Below are 20,444 nucleotides of genomic sequence, written 5' to 3'. Positions count from 1 at the left end.
TCAGCCGCGCCCGAGCTCGCGAGCAAGACCGAAAAGAAGGAGCCCTTCAGCCATGCATCTTCACGAACTCGGTGGCGTTTTGTACAACGTCCTCCACAGCCTAGGCGGCGTGCTAGCCAGCATCGGCCACTTCATGCACACGTTCGATACGGGAATTTTCCCGGGCCTGCATAGCTAGTCTTTCCAGCAGATCCACTAACCCCGGATCGTACAGCGCTCCTCCGCCTGCATTCAGGCGGGCGAGCGCTGTCTCTTTGTTCACCATTTCAGTTCCGTCATAACCCGTAAGCATCGCGACGTAAGCGCGTGAGATCGCGATGATTCGCGACGCAAGCGGTATCGCGTCGCCGCGAAGCCCGCGCGGTCCGCCCGCTCCGTCGAAATGCTCTCGGTGGAACTCTATCCAATCGGCGATCTCGCGCGGCAGCAGCGCATCCGAACTCCGGACCATCACTGCGCCGATCCGCGGATACGACATATATTGAGCTATCTCGGCCTCCGAGAGGCCGAGATTGGTGCGCATGCGATATGGAATGCGGCACTTTCCGATCTCGTGCAGTTCGGCGGCGAGCCCAACCATGGAGACCTCGCGCCGGCTCATCGAAAGACTGCGTGCCATGCTTTGCGCGATGTTGCGGACCTCTCGGCCGAACTCAACCGACTCGGCTTCTAAGAGATGCGAGAGATCCCGTGCGAGCGTCGTCGCTTGCTCTTGCGCGCGCTCAAGCTTCAAGAGCTTGACCGATGTGCCCAACGTCTGCTGAACAAAATTTATTTGTGCGACGACGATATAGAATAAGGCGGTGGCCAGTATTCCGCCAAAATTGTACATCGCAACAAGCATGTATGCATAAAGCGACGCTACGATGCCGGGTCGAACGAGCGCGAGAACCGGAAAGCGAGATCCCATTATGCGTGAGCCCAACGCTACGAGGATATTCGTGGACGATTGCCACGCAATTCCGACGCAGATGACGCCGACAAAGAAGATCGCAGGCTCAGCGATCGGCCAACGCCCGATGAGCTCGCGGAAGAGTGACCAGATCGCAAGCATAGCATAGGAACTTATCGTCGCCGCACCGATCTGACATCCGAGCGCGAAAGGAGCTGCGGCCGGGGCGATGTCGCCGTCGCGGAGTCTGCGGATCTGAATGGTAGAGACGGCGATCGCGCCGATGACGATCGCCCACGCCCCGAGCGTGACCGCCGAAGCGGCCATGATCGCGGTCAGCGGTGCTACGGTCGAACCCGCAGCGGTCTGCGATCGTTCGGCGAAGACGACGAACGCCGACACGATGATAACCGCGAACACGGTTCCGATACGGGTGTCGAACGTCGGTGGAAATGCGAGCAGCAGCGCGGCGCCGGACGCTGCCAGCAGGACGTAAAACGCGCGCGTGGCGACGAAGCGCCATCGTTCGGTGTGCGCGACTTGTGGCTTGTCTATCGCCGCGACGTGCGTGCTCAATCCGTCCTTATACATGCCGTGGCGGACATCACGTCCCAATCGTGACACGCCGCACGACGAGTCCTATAGAATGACTATCGTTGAATTGGACCTGGCTGAGAAGCGGCGCGTGCCCTAGTCCGTCCGGTCGTGACCGAAGTCACGCACGGTTGTTCGATAAAGAGGCCGACAAAATCAGCGAGCGGTTGGAGATTCGGTCAAGAACGCCCGGTAGGTCAATTTTGACGCCGTCCGGATGAAGCGTTCGCCGTCGTCGAGGTCTTCGAGGTGCGTCGAGAACGCGCAGATGACATATGGCGCGCCTTCAAGGTAGACGACCCCCACATCGTTGAGCGTGTCGTGCAGCGTTCCGGTCTTGTGCGCGATCGCAAGCCCCTTGGGGAGATCTTTTGGGATCAGCGTGTTGTGACGCTGCGCGGCCAAGATCGAGAGCATGCGATCGCACGCCTCATCGGTGATGATGCGTCGCTCGGCGATCATGATGAGGAGCCGCATCATTTCATTCGACGTCGTGCGCAGGCTGCGGATATCGCCGTCGGATCGTATGCTGTCGCCCAAACGCGTCTGGGTGAGCCCGAGGCCGTCCATCGTCGCATTGATGTTCTGCCGGCCGACGAGCCGGATCAGCATGTTGGCGGCGGTGTTGTCGCTTTCGGTGATCATGAGCATGACGAGTTGGTTGACCGTATAGCGGCTGCCCCACGGCGCGTCGCACAACGAGCCGTATCCCGAATCGCGGTCGGAATCCGTGAGCGCGACGGTCGTGTCCAAGCTGAATCGCCCTTGCGCGATCTGCCTGAACACTTCGACCATGACGGGGATTTTGATCGTGCTCGCGGCCGGCAGGTTGACGTCGCCGTTGATCGCTATCGCGTGGCCGCCGCTCAAGTCTGCGACGGAGATAGCGACGATGCCCGGCGAGAGCGAAGCAAGCCGCGCCAGCTCCGGTTCGAGTACGGTCAACGGCGTACCAAGCCATGCGTCGTTCGTATCTGCGATCGCCGCCGGCTGGATGTTCGAGGCCGCGAGCAGCAGACAGCATGTCAACGCGGCAGATAGGGTACGCCACATCATATATCTATTGTATCGTCAGGGCGCGGCGCGCGCATTAACGATCAGCGCTCGTACGGTATGCCGTCCGAAGCAGGCGGGCGGGCACGCCCGATAAAGCCCGCGATCGCGACGATCGTCAGCAGATACGGCAGCATCTCGAGGAATTGCGCGGGCAGTGCGCCGCCCTGCAGGACGATCTGCAGACTTGAGAAGAGCGCGAAGAACGCACAGGCTCCGGCCGCTCCGAACGGCGTCCACTTACCGAAGATCACGGCGGCCAGCGCGATGAAACCCCGGCCGGCCACCATGCCGTCAGAATAGAGATGCGTCTCGCCGACCGAGAGGTACGCACCACCGAGCGCTGCGAGAGCACCGCCCGCGATCGTCGCCGCGTAGCGGTAGGCCAGGACGTTGATGCCGGCAGTGGCGGCAGCGCGCGGCTCTTCGCCGACGGCTCGGAGGTGGATGCCGACGCGGGTGCGATAGAGCAGCATGTGCACGACGACCACGAGCGCGAGCGCGATCCACGTCAGCACCGCTTCGTTCCTCAGACCGGGAACTTCAGGCGACGCGCCGGGCTGCCCGAAGACCGTCGAGACGAGATATGCCGTCATGCCGAGCGTGAAGATGTTGATGGCCATGCCGACGACGATCTGATCCGCCGATTGCGCCAGCGCGAAATACGCGAGCACCGCGGCAAGCGCCATGCCGGTCAGCACGGCGACGAAAATCGCCAGCGCGACATCGTGCGTCCGGTACGATGCCACCACGGCTGCGAACGCCCCGCCGGCCATGATGCCTTCGAGCGCGATGTTGACGATGCCGCCGTTCTCCGAGATGACGCCGCCGAGCGTGGCGAAGATGAGCGGCGTGGCCTTCTTGGGCAGCACCTTTGCGACCGCGAGCGCGAGAAGCCATGGCGCGCTCACGCATCACCTTCGATCCGCGCCGGACGCCGCGCGAGCAGGTTGACGCCCACCGGCAGCTTGCGCGCGGCCACGAAGAGTATCACCAAACCCTCGACGACCGCGATGAGGTCTTTCGGCACGCCGGCGAGCGATTGCATCGCGAGCGCGCCGTTCTGCAGCGCGCCGAAGAAGAGGGCTGACAGGATCACGCCGATCGGATTGGTCGCGCCGAGCAGCGCGACGGCGATCGAGGTGAAACCATATCCGGGAGACAGTTCCGCGTTGAAGCGGTGCAGCAGGCCAAGGACTTCAGTCGCGCCGGCAAGCCCGGCAAGAGCGCCGCTCATGAGCATCGCGCGCTCGATGACGCTGCGCGGGTCTACTCCCGCGTAGCGCGCGGCACGCTCTGACTTGCCGACCGCGCGCAGCTCGTAGCCCGCGACCGTTCGTCCGAGCCACCACCAGAGAAACAGCGCGAGCAGGAGCGCGAGCGGCAACGCCGCCGTCAGCCGCGTGTTTGCGAAGATGGGCGCCATGACCGCGGTCGCGGCGATCGGCGCCGTCTCCGGCGCGCTCACGTCACCGCGCAGCGGACCGCTGACCAGATAGCTCGACCCAAGAAACGCAATGTAGTTGAGCATGATCGTCGTGATGACTTCGCTTGCGCCGAATCGCGCGCGAAGGACGCCGGCGATCCCGCCCCAGATCGCGCCGCCGATCGCGCCGGCGACGAGACATAACGGTATCTCGACGACCGCGGGAAGATGCAGCGCCGCTCCGGCGACAGCCGTGCACAGGCCCCCTGCCACGAGCTGCCCCTCGGCGCCGATGTTGAAGAGGCCCGCGCGAAACGCCACGGCCACGCCGAGTCCTGCGAAAAGCAACGCCGTCGTCTGGACGAGCGTTTCGGCTAAGCCTTGCTTCGAACCGAACGCACCGCGCGCAAGAGCGCCGAACGCATCGATCGGATTGGCGTGGAAGGCGAGCATGACAAACGACGACACGAGAAGCGCGAGCGCAAGCGCGCCTATCGGGCCGGCTGCGTGTCGCAGCGCATCACGCAACGGAACCGACTCCCGCCATGCAGGCGCCGAGCTGGGCGTCGGTCGCGGACTCCGCTGCGAATTCGCCCGAGATCCGGCCTTCGCTGAAGACGACGATGCGGTCGGAGAGCGCGCGGATCTCATCGAGGTCGAACGAGATCAGCACGATGCTCGCTCCGCTGTCGCGGACGTCGCGCAGCCTTCGATGGATGATCGCCGCGGCGCCGATATCGACGCCGCGGGTAGGGGCCACGCAGATCAACAGCCGCGTGTCGTCGGTCATCTCGCGGCCGACGATCAGTTTCTGCTGCGTGCCGCCGGAATATGCGCCTGCCGGCTTTGCCAGGTCGAATCCCGCCAGCGCATAGCGCGCGTCGATCTCGCGTGCCGCACTTCGCCCGAGCGAAAGGTTGAGACGCATGCCGCGACTCGTGCGCCGCTGGTCTCCGAGCAACGCATTTTCGGCGGTATCGAAGTCGAGCACGAGCCCTTCGCGCTGCCGGTCCGCCGGAACGTAGCGGATGCCCGCGACCCTTCGCGCTCGTGCGGAGAGCCGTGACACGTCGCGCCCCGCAAATGTCACGCTTCCGCTTGAGAGCGACCGAAGTCCGTACAGTGCTTCTGCGAATTCGGTCTGGCCGTTGCCCTCGACACCGGCGATCCCCAGGATCTCTCCGGCACGAACGTCAAGGCTCACGCCGCGGACGGCCGGCCGACGATCGTCATTCAGCACGTTGAGGCCGCGAACTGCGAGCGCAATGTCGCCCGGCGCCGTGCGGCGCGGCTCGCGCGCATCCAAGTCGACGACTTTACCGACCATCAGCGTGGCAAGCGTTGCGGCGTCGGCGCGGTCGATAGGCAGCGACCCCGAGACCTTGCCGCGCCGCAGAACCGTGACGCGGTCTGCGAGCGCTAAGACTTCCTTCAGCTTGTGGGCGATGAGGATGACCGCTCGGCCCTCTGAACGCAAGCGTCTCACGATATCGAAGAGCGCAGACGCTTCCGCGGGCGCAAGCGCAGCGGTCGGTTCGTCGAGGATGACGATGCGTGCATCGCGCTCGAGGACCTTGAGCAGCTCGACCTGCTGACGCGCGCCGACGTTGAGCGCTTCGACGCGCGCCTTCGGATCGAGGCCGAACTTGTATCGCGCCGAAAGTTCTCTGACCTCGGCTTCGGCCGCACGCCGGTCGGTGAACCCGCCGTGCGTGCGTTCGCGTCCTAGCAGGACGTTTTCGGCGACGGTGAAGCGTTCGATGAGCAAGAAGTGCTGGAAGACCATGCCGATGCCGGCGCGCATCGCATCGGAGCACGATCCGAACGCGACGTCCTTGCCTTCAACCTGTATGGATCCGCCATCGGGGCGAAGCACACCGTACAGCACGTTCATCAGCGTGCTCTTGCCTGCGCCGTTCTCGCCGATCAACGCATGGACTTCCCCGAAGCGCACGTCGAAATCCACTGAATCGTTTGCGACGAGCGCGCCGAAGCGCTTGGTGACGCCGTGAGCCGACAGCGCGGGCGGTGGAGCGGCCGGGCCGCCTTGGATCACTTCGTTGCGGCCGGGTGCACCGGGACGAACGCCTTCAGTTGGACCAGCGTCGACGGCACGACAAGTTTACGGGCGATGATCATCTTCTCGTAGGCCTTCTCCGTTGCGAGCGCACCTGCCGGCAGAAAACGGCGCGTGTACTTCATCTCGGTGAGGCCGACTCCGCCCTCCTTTAGGCCGAAGACGAGGGTTCCGCGCGGATAGGCTCCACGCGAAGCGTCGGCTGCTAGAGCGAGCACTGCGTGATCCACGTGCTTCAGCGCGCTCGTGAGCACTTTGCCGGGCGCGATGGCGTCTTGGTCTGAATCAACGCCGATAACATAGTAACCCGACGGCCGCGCTTGGGCCTCGTCAATGGCGCCGAGCCCGCATTTGCCCGCAGCCGCGTACACGATATCCGCGCCCTGATCGTAGAGCACGCTCGTGTATTCTTTGCCGCTGGCGACGTCGTCGAACGAGCCCGTGTATTTCACGAGCATCGTCGCGTGGGGATTCACCGATTCCACGCCGGCGGCGAAACCTGCCTGAAATTTTTCGATCAACGGCGACTCGATGCCGCCGAGAAATGCCACGACGTTCTTCTTCGTCGCGAGCCCAGCGATCACGCCCGCGAGAAAGGAGCTCTCTTCCTCTTTGAACGTGATGGACGTGACGTTGGGCTGGTCGACGACCGAGTCGATGATGGCGAAGTGTGTGGCCGGATACCGCGGCGCGACGTCGTTGAGCGAATCGTGCATCAGGAAACCGATCGCGAAGATCAAATCGTTGCCCTGATCGGCGAGCGTCGAAAGATTCGGTTCGTAATCCGTCACCGAGCGCGACTGCAGGACGGTCACCCGTGCGTCGAGCTGAGTCTTGGCCCACTGAAGCCCGCGATTTGCGGAGTCGTTGAACGACTTGTCACCCAGACCGCCGACGTCGGTGACCATAGCGAGTTTGAGCGACGGTTTGGCGCCGTTCGTCTGGTTTGCACCGGATGACCCGCTGCCACCACTCGAACAGCCCGCGATGAGCGCGGCCACAGCCGCCAACATGAACAGACGCCGCATGTGAAAAGCCTCCGGACGACGGCGATGGTCCCGCGCGGGACCTACGCCGCCGTTCGAAGGCTCGCCTTCCCGGGTAAAGCCCGTGACTAGTGGAGCGAACCCCACCTGTGGTCAAATGTAACCGTTAGCATGTGCGGCGCTTGTTGGAACAGCGTCGTCTTATACAGATTGCCGGTTGCGCATGGACCAAACGCGGTGCAGCCGCTTGCTCCCGGATATGGCACGCCGCTTTGGTAAACCGACCACAGTCCGGCCTGCGTATTGAAGATGTTGACCCAACCGATATGGAGTTCGCTATCGCCGACCGGCATGCTGAACGATGCGTTGTACGACCAGAACGGTACTGTATTGAAGTTGTTATTCTTTGCGAAGTAGTCGGCCCCGATGCTTGCGGTCGTCGTGTGCGGCAGTGTATGGAAATCGACGGACCACCCGTACTTGTGGAGCGGCACTCCCTGATACTGCTGATTGTCGACGACGTTGCCCAATGTCTGTTGCGTCGACAGCGGCACGTCGGTCGGGTATGCGGATTGTATATTGTAGTATGGGTTGAAATCAAATCGGTCACCAAGTGGAATAGTAGCATCCGTTTCGATGCCGGTGTACGTCGTTCCAGCGATATTGATTGGTCGCTCAAGATACAGAATCGGAGTTCCGTTGTCAAACGTCGGTGTGCCCGGCGGGGCTGGTTCGAAGCCGAAGAAGATGTGGTTGTGCAACAGACTCCGATACAGATCGATGTTGAAATGCCCGTCGCTCCCGAACAACTTCTCGTATCCGACGTCGAAACCGAGTGCGGTCTCCGAGCTGACGTTTGGGTTACCCGCTGATGCGGCGCACGCCGGTTCGGTTTGCGGGCATCCGGAGAAGAGGCTGGCGCTGAAGTGGCTGGTGTTGAGAAATGCCTGTAGGTCCGAGAGACGCGGTGCAGCAAAGCCGGTGCCAACGGAAGCTCGTACCACGGTGTTGCTATCCGGCTTGTTCACGATACCCACACGCGGATCAAATCTCTTCACGTTCAGCGTGTTGTAGTCGCTGTAATAGCCTGCTGCGGTGAGGTCGAACTTCGAGCCGATCGCATCATCGTCGCGCACCAATATAGTACGCTCGATCTGAGTGGCCTGGCAGTTACCCGAGTTGCGGCAATCTGACGGCGTGAAAAGGATGTGCGTCGACGGCGTGAACGTGTCGAAATTGAACAGGCTTCCATAGTTGAAATAGTCGCCATTTCCGCCCGCCGCGATGGTGAGCGTGCTGTTTCCCATCTCCTTGTTCCAAATCGCGAGGTCGCCGGTCAGCCGGTCGGATTCCGTTTCGATGTAGCAGCATCCACCGGCGGGAGTCGCGCCGTTCTCTCCATCCACGATTCGGTAGAGAAGTTGGTGATACGTGCGGAGTTCCAGACTTCCGCCTGCAAGGGCCGTGTGGAGATCGAAGGCGTACTTCGGCTGGATATTGGTAACGTAGTTGCCCGGGAATCCAAAGAACGACGGAAATCCTGATCCGGCGATAAAGCCGTTCGGCTGCGATTGCAATCCGGACTGATCGCGGATGTCGGACTCGTCGGTCGCTGAGATCACGCCGTACGTCGACGGCGAGAATTGATACTTGACCTTTCCGAGAAGCGACTTGAGCCCGAAGTAGAGAGTTGGATTCGATATTTGACCGCTTCCATAGTCCACGACGTAACTCGGCGGAATGTAGCCGTTGGTCCCAAACTGATGGAGGTCCAGCAAGTAACCAACGCGGCCCACGGTGTTGGTCTCTGATAGGTTGACATCTTGAGTGCCGAAGCCGCTGACAGCGTAGATCAGTTCGCCGCCCTCGGTAGCTTGAGGATCGCGCGTCACAAGGTTCACCGTGCCGCCGATCGTGTTGGCGCCGAAGAGCGACGTACCGCCCACGCCTTTCACAACCTCGACGCGTTGGTAGATCGCCGGCGTGAGCGTGGATAGATCAAAGTCGCCGTATTGGCCATTGCGAAGCGGCTCGCCATCTTGCAAGACCAGAACTTCATAGCCGGTGTTTGCGCCGCCCGCGAAGCCGCCTGCACCGCGGATAGTAAGGGTCGCAACGTTGCCGGGCGCGCCGTTATTGAAGTGCTGAATCGTGATCCCAGGGAGCTGTTGCAGACCGTTCTGGATCTGCGTTATGCCTTTCGCCTGAAGCGTCGAGGCGACGATGGTATTCACGGCAGACGATGAATGGTTCAACGCGGTGTGACCGAGCGCGATGACGTGCCCGAGCGACGTGATCGCATTGCCGCTGGCCGGCTGCAGAAAGACCGCCAATTGGAACTGCTGCCCGTCTGCCAGCGAGAACGGCGACGTGTCGTACGCCACATATTGCAACGCCGAGGCTCTCAGCTCGTACGTGCCGGGCGTCAATCCGGTGAACGCGAATTTGCCCATCTTGTCCGTCGTGGCGCTCTGCGATCCGCCGTTGGCGAGCATCGTGACTTTTGCGCCGCTGATGGCCGCTCCGGTCGACTCGTTGACGACGGTGCCGCTGATGGATGCGGTCGCGGCGGCACGTGCCGGTGCACCGCTGACGAAAAGAGAAATCGCCGCGAGCATGAGCGCCGCGAGCGGCGTGACCTTCTTGAACATCGAATGCTCCAATATCAGAAGACGTCGGTTGCAAAGGGTTCCGAACGCGATTCTTCCGTCTTACGCTCGGGTTTTTGGCTTTTCGACCGGTTCCTCGCCTGCCGAAAAACTGGGGAAAAGGCGGAATATTCTTCCGTTCGGCGCAATACGAAAATGCATTCGCATTATCCACAGGCTGTGCATAGGAGTCGTAGGCGATGACTGAGCGGCGCGCTAAACGCATCGATCTTATCGGCGTTCCGATCGACCTCGGTGCCGGCCGGCGCGGCGTGCGTCTCGGTCCGGACGCGCTTCGGGCAGCGAAACTGAAAGAACAGCTCGAGGCGCTCGGCTGCGAGGTGCGCGACCGCGGGGACGTCGGGGTTCCGCGCGCCACCCATGAAGAACCGGGCGGACTTGGCATGCCGCGATACGTCGACGTAGTCCGCACCGCGTGCGCCAATACCGCCGATGCGGTCGAGGCGTCGCTGCGAGACGGAGCATTCCCGATTGTCTTGGGCGGCGACCACTCACTGGCGACGGGCGCGCTCGCAGGAACCGCCCGCGTTGTCGGCGCTCAGGGGCTCATCTGGATCGACGCGCATGCCGATCTGAATTCGCCCGCGTCGACGCCCACCGGCAATCTGCACGGCATGTCACTTGCCTCAGCGATGGGTGACGCGCCGGATATCTTCCCGCCGGCTCAGTTTCATACGCCGGCGGTCGATCCGAAACGCACGGTCTTCATCGGGCTGCGCGATTTGGACGAACGCGAGCGTCAGGTGATCCGCGAACGCGGTATGGTCGCGTTCACGATGACGGATGTCGACCGGTACGGCATGGCAGAACTGATCAACCGCGCTATTCAGACTGCGGGTCGCGGTCCGGCAAGTGCGCACATCAGCCTCGACATCGATGCGGTCGATGCGTCGTTCGCACCGGGGACGGGAACGCCGGTACCGGGCGGCCTCACGTATCGCGAGGCGCACCTTGCGATGGAGATGCTCGCAGAGAGCGGCGTCGCGCACTCGATGGAGCTCACCGAAGTCAACCCGATCCTCGACGACCACAACGCGACAGCCCGTCTTGCCGCCGGCCTCATCTGCTCCCTCTTGGGCAAACGCATACTCTAGTGAACGGACTCACCCCACGCATCCGCTAGCGCTCGTCTTCCTTATCGTGCTCGCGGTGACGTACACCGCGATCACCGGCGCGACCGACGGCGGCAATCTCATCGCCGCGGCCGCGGCGAGCCGCACCATTCCGGTGACGCGCGCCATTGTGATCATCACGATCGGAGTGTTCGCTGGACCGCTGCTCTTCGGCACGGCTGTCGCTTCGACGATCGGTACGGGCATCGCTGACTACTCGCGCCTCGGGCCGGTGCTGCTCGGCGCCGGCATGATCGGCGCGATCGGTGCGCAAGCCGTCGCGTACATCGCGCGTGTACCGACGAGCGGCTCGGTCGCTTTGGTCGGCGCTATGATCGGCTCGCTGTGGGCAGGACCGGGCCTCCAGGTCGTGCATTGGGGCGGCGTCGAGAAAGTCGCGATCGCATTGGTCGCATCGCCGGTAGTCGGATTCGCGGCAGGTGCGTTCGTCTATGCACTCCTGGTCGCGCTCCTCGCGCCGCTTTCACGCAAAGCCGGAGACCGCGTGATGCGCCTGCAGTACGCGGGAGTCGCGTTGCAAGCTCTCGGCTACGGCGCGAATGACGCCGAGAAGACAGTCGGACTTCTTGCCGCGGCAGCCGTCGTCGCGGGCGGGGCGTCGTCATTCGTCGTTCCGTTCTGGGTGATCGCGCTCACCGCGCTTTCGTTCGCCGCGGGGATGGCGCTGGGCGGATTGCGAATCGCGAAGACGATGGGTAATCGTCTTTTCTCTATCCGACCGCAGCACGCGCTCGCATTTCAGTTCGCTGCTGCCGCGACCGTGTTGGGCGCCGCGGCGGTCGGCGGGCCGGTCAGCACGACGCAGACGACGGCGAGCGCCATCGTCGGCGTCGGCGCGAGCGCGAATCTGCGAGCGCTGCACGTGCGGACGGCCGCGAAGATCGTGGTCTCCTGGTTTTTCACCGCTCCGATCGCCATCGGCGCCGGCGCCGCGGCCACCGCGCTGGCAAACTTGCTGTTCCGAGGATAGACGCGATGTGGTTGACCAATCTGTTCGGCTCGGCGCATGGCGACAGGTTTTTCCGATTATTGCGCGAGCACACGCGCGTGTTGTGCGAAGTCGCCGAGCTGCTGGTGCGCTTTGTCGCGGGCGGTGATTCCTCGCTGCCCGAAGTGATCGACATGCTCGAACATCGCAGCGACGAACTCGTCATGCGCATGACCGAGGCGCTCAAGGACACTTTCGTCACGCCGATCGATCGCCAGGATCTCTACGGTCTCACCGAAGCGATAGACGACATGGTCGTTTATCTGAACAACGCATCGCGCGAGATCGGGCTGATGCGCGTGACGCCGACCCCGCAGATGATCGAAATGGCGAAAATCCTCGCTCAGGCGGCGCGCGACGTCGACCGCGGCATCGATGCCCTCACCGACGATCCGGTTCAAGCGTCGGACGCCGGACGCGCCGTGATGCACGCCGAGAGTTTAGTGGAGAATATCTACCGGGATGTGATCTGCACGCTTTTCGATGCCGAAGACTTGCACCGCGCGCTCAAACTGCGCGAGATCTACCGCCATCTGAGCAACTGCGCGGATCGCGCGGATTCCACCGGTCGGCTGATCGGCAAGATCGTGGTGAAGACGACGTAACCCCGACGACGTAATCTGTTGGGCGGACCTTTATGGTCCGCCGGCGCCTTGTAGGGCGGACCTTAATGGTCCGCCGGCGGATCGTAACGATCCGCCCTACATTAGACTATTTTCAGTTGGCCCGTGAGGGTCTGGCCCGGCGCCATTTCGATGATGCGCAGACCCGCGATATCCGAGGTTTGCCTGCGGAGTTCTTCGGGAGTGCCGGTGAGTATCGGAAAAGTCCCAAAGTGCATCGGGATGACGAACTTCACGCCGATCAACCGGATGGCGTAAGCGGCCTGCTGCGGATCCATCGTGTAGTGACCGCCGATCGGCAGCAGGGCGATATCGGGTTTGTAGATGTCACCGATGATCTTCATGTCCATCGTCGCGGCGGTGTCCCCGGCGTGGTAGATCCGAATTCCGTTTTCGAACGTCAGCACGTAACCCGCTGCTTCGCCGCCGTATACCACGGCATCGCCGTCGCCGATGCCGCAACTATGCGTAGCGTGCGTCATGGTGGCCTTGATGCCGGCCGTCTCGACCGTGCCGCCCTTGTTCATGCCGATCGTCTCGGCGACGCCCTGTTTTCCCAGCCACGCACAGGTCTCGACGATGCCGACGCACGTGCTCTTGTGACGCTTCGCTAGCGCGACGACGTCGCCCATATGATCTGAGTGCGCGTGCGTGATGAATATGGCGTCGACGGATTCTTGCCGCTTGAGCCGCGGCGGACATGCCGGATTCTGTTCGAGCCACGGATCCACGATCGCTCGCTTGCCCGAAGGCAGCTTAAAGGCGAACGTCGAGTGTCCGCACCATGTGATTTCGAGCGCGCCTAAATCCATGCCGATAGGCTTTTTATCCACAAGGTCCTTTCCCTACCGTTCATAAACGCCGTCGCAATGAACCACTTGCGGGTGCTCACGCTGAACGGCGTTTCGCTCGACGATTCATCGCTCGCATCGTTGATGGCGTTGGCGCCGGACATCGTCGCCGTGACCGATGCGACGGCATCCGCTATCGCCGCTTTCGCCGGCGCTCGCGGCATGCGATCAACTTCGATGACGACAGCTGCGGCGGACGGCGAGACGGTCGCCGTTCTGTGGCGCTCGGATATCGCCGTCGATTCGACCGATCGATTCGCATTGGGCCAGATCGGCGCTGGGGCAAGCGCGTTGCGCATCTCGTTTTTGCACGCGGGCGATCCGGTGAGCGTTTTCTGTGCGAAGCTGTCAGCGGACCCCGCGATTGGCGTCGGGCAGCAAGCGCGGCTCGGCGGACTTATCGACGCGACCCGCGGAGCTGTTCTCGGGGCGTGCGAGAACGTCTGCGCTCAGGCCGGCGTCCGGTGGTCGCGCTGCGATGACGCTTGGCTTGGCGCGCAGCGCAGGTTGCTTGCCCTGCCCCCGCGCGCGGATATCGGGCTGCTCGCGCGAAGCGCGTTCGGACTTGGACCGCATTCGCCGCATGCCGTCGCGACGCAAGCACGCGGTCCGGCTTGGTATTGCTCAGACGAGTTCAGCGTGCTGGAGTCGCGATCGATAGCAGCGGGGAATTCGGGAGACACGGCGCTGCGTTTCGCCGACGTGGTGCTGAAATCTGTTCTGAACGACCCACATGTCGCGGTTGCGCTCTAGCGCTCCGTAACGACCGCACCCGGCGCGCCAAGGCGCGCGAGCGCCGCTTCCGCCTCACTGCGCACCCATGCATCGTGTTCTCGCTCCAAGAGCTCGCGTAACGCAACGCGTGTCTCATCGCCGTTCAAGCCTGGGCCGAGCTGACCGAGAGACCAAGCAGCGTGTCCTCGAACGATCGGTTTTCGATCGGAGAGCGCTTGGATCAGCGGCTCGACGGCACGCGCGTCGCGCGAGTTGCCGAGCGCGACCGCTGCATTTCGCTGCAGGACCGCCTTGCCGCGCCACGCCATCGACGTCGGTTTGAACCATTTCTTATAGCGGCTCTTCGTCATCAAAAGGACGCTCGGCAAATCGACGGATGTTCCGATCTCGGGCAGCGGCGCGAACGTTCCGCGCATGCAATCGGCGCCGCGCTCTTTGCGTTCGTTCACCGGGCAGAAAGTCTGACAATCGTCGCAGCCCCAGATGCGGTTGCCGATCTGAGCGCGGAACTCGATCGGAATCGGCGTCTTGAGCTGCGTTAGATCTGAGATGCAGCGGCGCGCGTCGATCGCCCCGTCGGCACCGATCGCGCCGGTCGGGCAGCGATCGATACAAACGCGGCACTCGCCGCAGTTCTTCGCAAGCGGTTCGTCGGGCAGAAGGTCGAGCGTCGTGATCAACTCGCCGAGCAAAACCCACGAACCGTGCTCGCGGGTGAGGACATTTGCATTCTTGCCGTACCAGCCCAACCCGGCGCGCACCGCGGCGGCGCGGTCTACGAGCGGTCCGGTATCCACGCACGCGAGAGCGGTTTCACCGCTGAATTCCGATTGGATCCACGTTGCGAGCTGGCGCAATTTGCCGCCGATGACGCGATGATAATCGTCTCCCCACGAATGGCGCGACACCGCACCGCGTAAGCCTGGAGCATATGGATCGTGCGGCACGTCGGCCGTCGCGTAGGCCATCGCGGTGCAGACGATGCTGCGTGCGCCGGCGAGCACTTGCGACGGATCCGTGTGCCGAGCGATCTTTTCCGGCGGGAATCGCCACTGGCCGAGCATTCCCTCCGCTGCTCGGCGCTCGAAGACGGATCGCGTCTGCGCAAACGGTTCGGCGGCCGCAACTCCGATAAGATCGAATCCAAGTTCGAGCGCGCGCGCGACGACGCGCGATTTCGCGTCGCGGCGAGCGGCGTCACCGTCCATGACTACGCCGGGCTTGAGGTGCTGTTCGGGAATTCGAGCAAGCAGTCGCCGTGGACCGGCAGACCGTTGAGTGTTGCTGCCGTGTACGCAGACTGCTTCGCCGCCGCCAGAGCTGCTGCATCAAAATCGGGGTTGCCCGATGATTGCACCAGAGTCACGCCGATGATCTGCGAATCCGGACCGATCTCGACATCCACCCTCGCCGGCCTGGCCGTCTCCGGCAGTCCTGCCGGCAGCGGCGCTTCGCGCACGACGCGCGCAGGATTGTCGTCGCCCCAGACCACGTTATTGGCGAGTTCATCGCCAGTACCGCCCGTGTACGCCGCTGCAGACGTCGCCGAATGCGATTGGCCGTTCGGCATCTCAGTCGCGGCGACTCGCGGTGCGGTCTCGGCGGCCGGTCTGAACTTCGCCGGCTTATCGAGCGAGATCTGCGCCACTTTGTGCGCTAATCTGTGGAGCCGAGCGACCCGCTGTTCCGCGCCGAGCTCGAGATACTTCAGCATCGCTACATTCAACGCGGTCCGCTTGACGATGATGGGCGTCGGGGTCGGCGTCGGCGTCGGCTTTTCGAACGGATCGTGTGCCGAGCGCGAGAGCGTGATGACCGATACTCCGTCTTTGTCCGAAGGACCGACATTTCGCCAGTAGGACGACATCGCCGCGACGGACGTTCCAAAGGAGATGTGGAGGAGGCTCGACCCGATGATGAAGACCGCGAGTCCAAAAAGCACACGTTTCCGTATGCGAGGTTTCTCAATCAGGGATTCGCTGGATGCCGGAATCTGTTCGAACATGCGACTGCCCCGGAGACTGGGCCGGCCAAATCTGGCTGCCCGCCTTTTCTTCCACTCATAAGGCACCCGCGCCTTTGGCGGGAAGCATGGGCTTGTGCCGCCAGGAAGAACACCTGTAGGGTGATCGACGCTTCGCGCCCCAAACTGAAATTGTACAAGGCGGACTGGTGCGGATACTGCATCCGGGTGATGCGCAAACTCGACGAGCTCGGGCTCGCATATGAAGGGGTCGAGGTGCCGATTCCTCACAGAGATCGGCGCGAAGTGATCGCCGTCTCAGGTCAGCCCGAGGTGCCCGTGCTGGTAGACGGCGACGTGGTCATCGACGACGATGACCGGATCATCCCGTACCTCGAGGCGCGATACGGCGCCAAACGGTAGCTCTTTATTCGCTGCGAAGGGCGCGCACAAAAACGACTTTGGTCCAAGGCAGCAAGCTAACCTCGCTATCGAGCGCTAGCTGTTCTCGACTGTCGACGAACACACGAATGCGCCTCTCGCGCAACGCCCTCAGGGCTTTTGCGACTTCTTTAGCCTTGTCGATCCTTCTCGGTCCGCCGCGGGCAGCCACAGCACCCTGGGCGGCTTGCGCGGCGATCTGACTTGCCGTGATCGGCGAATTTGTCCGCGTTGATGTTGACGCCACGGCGGCCCCGGTCTCTATTTGTCGGCGCACGAACGATTCCACGGATCGCACGACGAGGTCACGTACCGTTGTCGTAGACTTCGAGAAGCGAAGAACGAACGTATCATCGCCAAACTCGTCGCCCGAGAATTCGACGTCGCTCGCGCCTTCATCCCTTCGGTCAGCCATGGTGCGATAGTTCTATGATCAGATTTAGCAATATCGTGATGGCGTCATCGCGATCTTCGAAAGGCAATCGAATGTCGCGGGCGATTCGATTGCCGAGCTTGATCTTGACCGCTTGGCCGGATGGGCCGTGAGCGATGACGCCGGTTCCCAAATGTATCCTGAAGCGGCCGTCGACGATCGCGTAGCACCCGGCGATGTCGACGCGGTCTTTCAATCCAAGCGACGGCATCAGCGCGGCAATCGCAGGCGCTCGTGTGATGCCGAACGCCGTCGCCAGCGGCTCGGTTAGCGAAGTGATGCCAAGCTCTCCGACGCCGACGCTTCCTACGCTGGCCACGAGATCGATATCGCGAACAGCTTCGGAAAACACGACCGGCGGCACGTCGCCGAGCCGCATCTTGGGACCAAGGCGACCAGTTACGGTCTTTACTTCATGCGAAACAAGGCGATGAAACTCTAGGATTTCGAGTCGCCCGCTCGCTTCATCGGTTGGCCCATCATGGCTGAGCGATGCTTCGGCGCCGAACGCGGCGAATCGTCGCGACCCTAGTCCGGAGCCATCGAATCCTGCAAGCCCGAGACCGCCGCTCCAACCGCGCGCAGAAGTCAGGGCGCGCAGTACTTGTAGCGGCACGATATGTCCTCGATATCGGATAAGAGAGCTTTCGTCGCGCTCGGCGGAAGTCGGATAGTACGTCTCGCGGAAGATCTGTTTGAAAGGCTGCACGACTTTCAAATGCACGATTCGATGTTGCCAATCCGATTGCACATCGTAACTCAACTCAACCGGATGGACTAACGTAAGCGCGTTGTCCGCCCCCACTTTTAGTGATACGCCGTCAACGGCGGCTACGGTCTCCTCGGAATCTGGAAGGCCGGTCCCTACCGTCGTCGCGCCATGATCGATTTTCCAAACAAGCCGTCGTGCGAGGTTTGCGAGGACGGGATGCCTCATCACGTTGCGGCGCCACGATTCTGCCGACCACGTACGCCTATCTACCATCGCACGCTCGAACCGGGCGCGTTGAAGCGAAACGGTGCTCGCAAGCCGTTTTCGCTCTGTGCGCACTTCCAAAACAGCGTCCCCATTCGCCCTCGCAAGGGCACGCGGCAGCGATCGAACGACCTTCCCGGTCGAGTTCCGGAACACGGTGCGCACGCCACCATCGTCGGCGAGGAGAAGCGATATGGACCAATCGCCGATGGCCCACATCTTGAGACCGCCTTCGTCCAGTCCGTGAGTGGGAACCAGACGGTCGGCGAGCTCATCCGCGCTTATTCCTTGATTGCGCGCGACCGCTTCAAACGCTGATTCAATCCTTTTTGCGAGGTTCTTGTGCGTGACGCGAGCGCGCAATTCTTGCAGGCGTATCAGGATACGCTCGCTCGGGGCCGAACCCATCGCATGAATCGCTGCTGATGCGGCGGCGGGATTCGGATCCCCCATTTTTGCCCATGCGATCACCGTGTTGCCCCACAGATCGCAAGTCTCTTCGTCATCACAACCGGCAAGAGCCCAGTGAGCACCCCGAGCCATATTCTCGATACAGTCGTTTATCTCGCTGCCGTTCGCGGTGCCGATGCCGTGCAGTCGCTTCCGCTCGCGCTCTCGCTTGGCGATGTCGCGCGCGGCGGGGTTACCGGGCTGCTCCGCGCCGGTCTTGTAGAAATATGCCTGCGCTTCGTACTCCGCCGTACTGAGCACAGGCTTGACCAGCGTGATTTCGTTGTACGCGCGGACAACGCCGAGCAGCGTCTGACGAATCTGTGGATCGAGCGTTTCACCGCGAAGCCGTCGCCAGTTTGCTTCCCAGCGCTTCGACGGTCTAGGACCTTCGGCGCCCGATAGAAGGTCACAAAGCGTGCGCTGGTCCTGAGGTCGTGATGCCAGCCCAGAAAAGGCGTTCGCAATTGATTCCGCCACGACGTATCCGGACCCGGCCAGTTTCCGCAAACGCGGGATCGCTTGCGGATCCTCGCTCCCTGCATTTCCAAGCGCGAGCTCGATCGACGAGATATATTCCCGCAAAAGCTTCCGGCGATGGCCGAACAGCGGCCGCTTCAGCATTCGTCGCAGCCGCTCGACCGCGTCTGTGTCGGCGGATCGTGCCAATGCCCAGAGGGCAGCAGAGTTCTGAGGCCCATCGTTGAACACGGCCGGCTCGCTCAGTTTTTCGAGAAGGTCGCGAATTTCGGAGTCGGGCTGCCGCGATAACATCCATATACAAGCCCGCTTGATGCAACGTGCTGCCTCCCATACAGCCGCGTTGGCCGGAGGCGGCAATCCGTCGCGGTTAGCCTTCGTCTTTGCCACATAGGCGCTCATGTTTTCATCTCGCGTGTCCGCCTCGGCCGCAAGCCGCACCAGCGCGGGGCGAGCACGCCGTACAGCTTCCTGATCCGCGATGTTGCCCCACAGACCAAGCCATCTCGTGGTGGGCGTGCCGGTGCGCGCCTCCAACGACAACGCAAGGACTTCGATCAGGAGGCTAGGCCATTCCGCGAACGCCGCTCGAAGCGTTTCGACTTGCAGCGAAAGCATCGTGGATTCAAGGACATACTCTTTCGCTTTACCGTGATGGACGGCATAGTAGGCGTGTGCGGGGCAGTGCTGGGTCGCGGCAAGATAGTCTAGCGCGGCGTTCTGCTCATCGGACGTCATCGTGAGCAACATACGCGGGTTGCGGAGTATCGAGAGTTCTTTCGCCCCGTCGGGTGCGATCATCCACCGATGTTCAACTGCGTCCCCGCACCGCCATTTTCGCATGGAACACAGGGCCGACTGGCGTCGGCCCCTTCGGACACCAGGCATTGATAGCGTGGGCCGACTGGCGTCGGCCCCTTCAGGAGATCGCCCCTTCAGGAGATCACGCGTAGAAACCGCGCGCTTCGTAGGCCTCGGCGACGCGGCGGATCGCCACCATGTACGCAGCCGTGCGTAACGTCGTCTTGTGACTCGATGCGGTGTTCCACACTTCGTCGAAGTTCTCGCGCAGGACGTCGCGCAAGCGCTCGTTGACCTCACGCTCGCGCCAATAGTAGCCGGCTCTGTTCTGCGCCCACTCGAAGTACGATACCGTCACGCCGCCGGCGTTGGCCAAGATGTCCGGTATGATCGTCACGCCGCCGTCGGCAAGGATCGCATTTGCGCCGGCGGTCGTCGGTCCGTTAGCACCTTCCGCGATCAGATGCGCTTTGATCCGTTTCGCATTGTCTTCGGTGATCTGATTTTCGAGCGCTGCCGGCACGAGTATGTCGCAGGCAAGTTCGAGGACCGCCGTGCTTCCGATCGCCGTTCCGCCGGTGAATCCCTCGAGGCTTCGCTTTTTGTTCTTCTTGCTCGAGACGAACTCGATCGCGGCGGGAATGTCGATGCCGTCTTTATTGTGAATGCCGGTGAACTGATCGCTGATCGCGATCACCTTGGCGCCTTGCTCGTGCAGAAGCTTCGCTGAGATCGATCCGACATTGCCGAATCCTTGCACTGCTATCGTCGCGCCTTTGATCGTGCGGCCCATCTTCTCGAGCGCCGCCTCGATCGTGATCATGACGCCGCGGCCTGTTGCCTCCACGCGTCCCCGCGACCCGATGCAGACCG

At 62.4% G+C, this 20,444-nt stretch carries 18 protein-coding genes; 5 read left to right on the top strand and 13 right to left on the bottom strand.

Going from position 1 to position 20,444, the window contains the following annotated elements; genetic code table 11:
* Positions 1-112: 112 nt before the first annotated feature.
* From VKT51_01985 to VKT51_01955, 7 genes are all read right to left on the bottom strand, one after another.
* Positions 113-1,516 carry an HD domain-containing phosphohydrolase gene (locus VKT51_01985; GenBank protein HLJ82930.1) on the bottom strand — a complete coding sequence of 468 codons (1,404 nt, stop codon included), beginning with the start codon at positions 1,514-1,516 and terminating at the stop codon, positions 113-115.
* 126 nt (positions 1,517-1,642) lie between these two features.
* Positions 1,643-2,542 (bottom strand): serine hydrolase, encoded by a 900-nt coding sequence (locus VKT51_01980; GenBank protein ID HLJ82929.1) that lies wholly within the window; start codon positions 2,540-2,542, stop codon positions 1,643-1,645.
* Between the two features lie 41 nt (positions 2,543-2,583).
* Positions 2,584-3,450: an ABC transporter permease gene (locus VKT51_01975; GenBank protein HLJ82928.1), complete on the bottom strand. Its 867-nt coding sequence runs from the start codon at positions 3,448-3,450 to the stop codon at positions 2,584-2,586.
* The gene (locus tag VKT51_01970) at positions 3,447-4,493 is read right to left on the bottom strand and encodes an ABC transporter permease (GenBank protein ID HLJ82927.1); all 1,047 of its coding nucleotides are present in this window, start codon (positions 4,491-4,493) and stop codon (positions 3,447-3,449) included. The genes VKT51_01975 and VKT51_01970 overlap by 4 nt, the downstream gene beginning before the upstream one ends.
* Positions 4,486-6,021 (bottom strand): ABC transporter ATP-binding protein, encoded by a 1,536-nt coding sequence (locus VKT51_01965; GenBank protein ID HLJ82926.1) that lies wholly within the window; start codon positions 6,019-6,021, stop codon positions 4,486-4,488. The genes VKT51_01970 and VKT51_01965 overlap by 8 nt, the downstream gene beginning before the upstream one ends.
* The gene (locus VKT51_01960) at positions 6,018-7,070 is read right to left on the bottom strand and encodes a BMP family ABC transporter substrate-binding protein (GenBank protein ID HLJ82925.1); all 1,053 of its coding nucleotides are present in this window, start codon (positions 7,068-7,070) and stop codon (positions 6,018-6,020) included. Before VKT51_01960 ends, VKT51_01965 begins: the two co-directional genes overlap by 4 nt.
* Positions 7,071-7,156: 86 nt before the next feature.
* Complete coding sequence (locus VKT51_01955) at positions 7,157-9,679, bottom strand: TonB-dependent receptor (protein ID HLJ82924.1); 2,523 nt, start codon at positions 9,677-9,679, stop codon at positions 7,157-7,159.
* A 197-nt stretch (positions 9,680-9,876) separates the two neighbouring features.
* On the opposite strand from VKT51_01955, the gene rocF reads away from it, so the two are divergent.
* Genes rocF through VKT51_01940 form a run of 3 tightly spaced genes read left to right on the top strand, consistent with a single transcriptional unit; the run spans position 9,877 to position 12,423 of the window.
* The gene (rocF, locus tag VKT51_01950; protein ID HLJ82923.1) at positions 9,877-10,791 is read left to right on the top strand and encodes an arginase; all 915 of its coding nucleotides are present in this window, start codon (positions 9,877-9,879) and stop codon (positions 10,789-10,791) included.
* Positions 10,792-10,846: 55 nt separating this feature from the next.
* Positions 10,847-11,800, top strand: a complete 954-nt coding sequence (locus VKT51_01945) for an inorganic phosphate transporter (protein ID HLJ82922.1) — start codon at positions 10,847-10,849, stop codon at positions 11,798-11,800.
* Positions 11,801-11,805: 5 nt separating this feature from the next.
* Entirely contained in the window at positions 11,806-12,423 is a 618-nt protein-coding gene (locus VKT51_01940; GenBank protein HLJ82921.1) for a DUF47 family protein, read from the top strand.
* A gap of 101 nt (positions 12,424-12,524) precedes the next feature.
* Here the strand turns inward: VKT51_01940 and VKT51_01935 are convergent, their stop codons facing one another.
* Positions 12,525-13,274 carry a metal-dependent hydrolase gene (locus VKT51_01935; GenBank protein ID HLJ82920.1) on the bottom strand — a complete coding sequence of 250 codons (750 nt, stop codon included), beginning with the start codon at positions 13,272-13,274 and terminating at the stop codon, positions 12,525-12,527.
* A 36-nt stretch (positions 13,275-13,310) separates the two neighbouring features.
* On the opposite strand from VKT51_01935, the gene VKT51_01930 reads away from it, so the two are divergent.
* The gene (locus tag VKT51_01930) at positions 13,311-14,045 is read left to right on the top strand and encodes a hypothetical protein (protein ID HLJ82919.1); all 735 of its coding nucleotides are present in this window, start codon (positions 13,311-13,313) and stop codon (positions 14,043-14,045) included.
* On the opposite strand, the gene queG is transcribed toward VKT51_01930, so the two are convergent.
* Positions 14,042-15,235 (bottom strand): tRNA epoxyqueuosine(34) reductase QueG, encoded by a 1,194-nt coding sequence (gene queG / locus VKT51_01925; protein ID HLJ82918.1) that lies wholly within the window; start codon positions 15,233-15,235, stop codon positions 14,042-14,044. The genes VKT51_01930 and queG overlap by 4 nt on opposite strands.
* Before the next feature lie 2 nt (positions 15,236-15,237).
* Positions 15,238-15,969, bottom strand: coding sequence for a TonB family protein (locus VKT51_01920; GenBank protein HLJ82917.1), 732 nt, complete (start codon positions 15,967-15,969; stop codon positions 15,238-15,240).
* Positions 15,970-16,152: 183 nt separating this feature from the next.
* Between VKT51_01920 and VKT51_01915 the strand changes: the two genes are divergently transcribed.
* Positions 16,153-16,413 (top strand): glutathione S-transferase N-terminal domain-containing protein, encoded by a 261-nt coding sequence (locus VKT51_01915; GenBank protein ID HLJ82916.1) that lies wholly within the window; start codon positions 16,153-16,155, stop codon positions 16,411-16,413.
* 4 nt (positions 16,414-16,417) lie between these two features.
* Here VKT51_01915 and VKT51_01910 read toward each other — a convergent pair whose 3' ends face one another.
* From VKT51_01910 to VKT51_01900, 3 genes are all read right to left on the bottom strand, one after another.
* The gene (locus VKT51_01910) at positions 16,418-16,846 is read right to left on the bottom strand and encodes a hypothetical protein (protein HLJ82915.1); all 429 of its coding nucleotides are present in this window, start codon (positions 16,844-16,846) and stop codon (positions 16,418-16,420) included.
* Positions 16,839-19,571, bottom strand: a complete 2,733-nt coding sequence (locus VKT51_01905; protein HLJ82914.1) for a DUF4132 domain-containing protein — start codon at positions 19,569-19,571, stop codon at positions 16,839-16,841. Before VKT51_01905 ends, VKT51_01910 begins: the two co-directional genes overlap by 8 nt.
* Before the next feature lie 142 nt (positions 19,572-19,713).
* Positions 19,714-20,444, bottom strand: a 731-nt coding sequence (locus VKT51_01900; protein HLJ82913.1) for a glutamate dehydrogenase, incomplete at its 5' end; no start/stop codon positions are given.

The organism is Candidatus Eremiobacteraceae bacterium (assembly GCA_035295225.1).
Lineage (GTDB): Bacteria > Vulcanimicrobiota > Vulcanimicrobiia > Eremiobacterales > Eremiobacteraceae > JABCYQ01.
The sequence above is the reverse complement of the archived record's forward strand: the minus strand, read 5'-3'. Positions and strand labels throughout refer to the sequence as shown.

Excerpts from the sequence above, each read along its gene's own strand:
- VKT51_01980 (HLJ82929.1), bottom strand. The coding sequence starts at position 2,542 with ATGATGTGGCGTACCCTATCTGCCGCGTTGACATGCTGTCTGCTGCTC.
- VKT51_01960 (HLJ82925.1), bottom strand. The coding sequence starts at position 7,070 with ATGCGGCGTCTGTTCATGTTGGCGGCTGTGGCCGCGCTCATCGCGGGC.
- VKT51_01955 (HLJ82924.1), bottom strand. The coding sequence starts at position 9,679 with ATGTTCAAGAAGGTCACGCCGCTCGCGGCGCTCATGCTCGCGGCGATT.
- rocF (HLJ82923.1), top strand. The coding sequence starts at position 9,877 with ATGACTGAGCGGCGCGCTAAACGCATCGATCTTATCGGCGTTCCGATC.
- VKT51_01940 (HLJ82921.1), top strand. The coding sequence starts at position 11,806 with ATGTGGTTGACCAATCTGTTCGGCTCGGCGCATGGCGACAGGTTTTTC.
- VKT51_01930 (HLJ82919.1), top strand. The coding sequence starts at position 13,311 with ATGAACCACTTGCGGGTGCTCACGCTGAACGGCGTTTCGCTCGACGAT.
- queG (HLJ82918.1), bottom strand. The coding sequence starts at position 15,235 with ATGGACGGTGACGCCGCTCGCCGCGACGCGAAATCGCGCGTCGTCGCG.
- VKT51_01910 (HLJ82915.1), bottom strand. The coding sequence starts at position 16,846 with ATGGCTGACCGAAGGGATGAAGGCGCGAGCGACGTCGAATTCTCGGGC.
- VKT51_01905 (HLJ82914.1), bottom strand. The coding sequence starts at position 19,571 with ATGATCGCACCCGACGGGGCGAAAGAACTCTCGATACTCCGCAACCCG.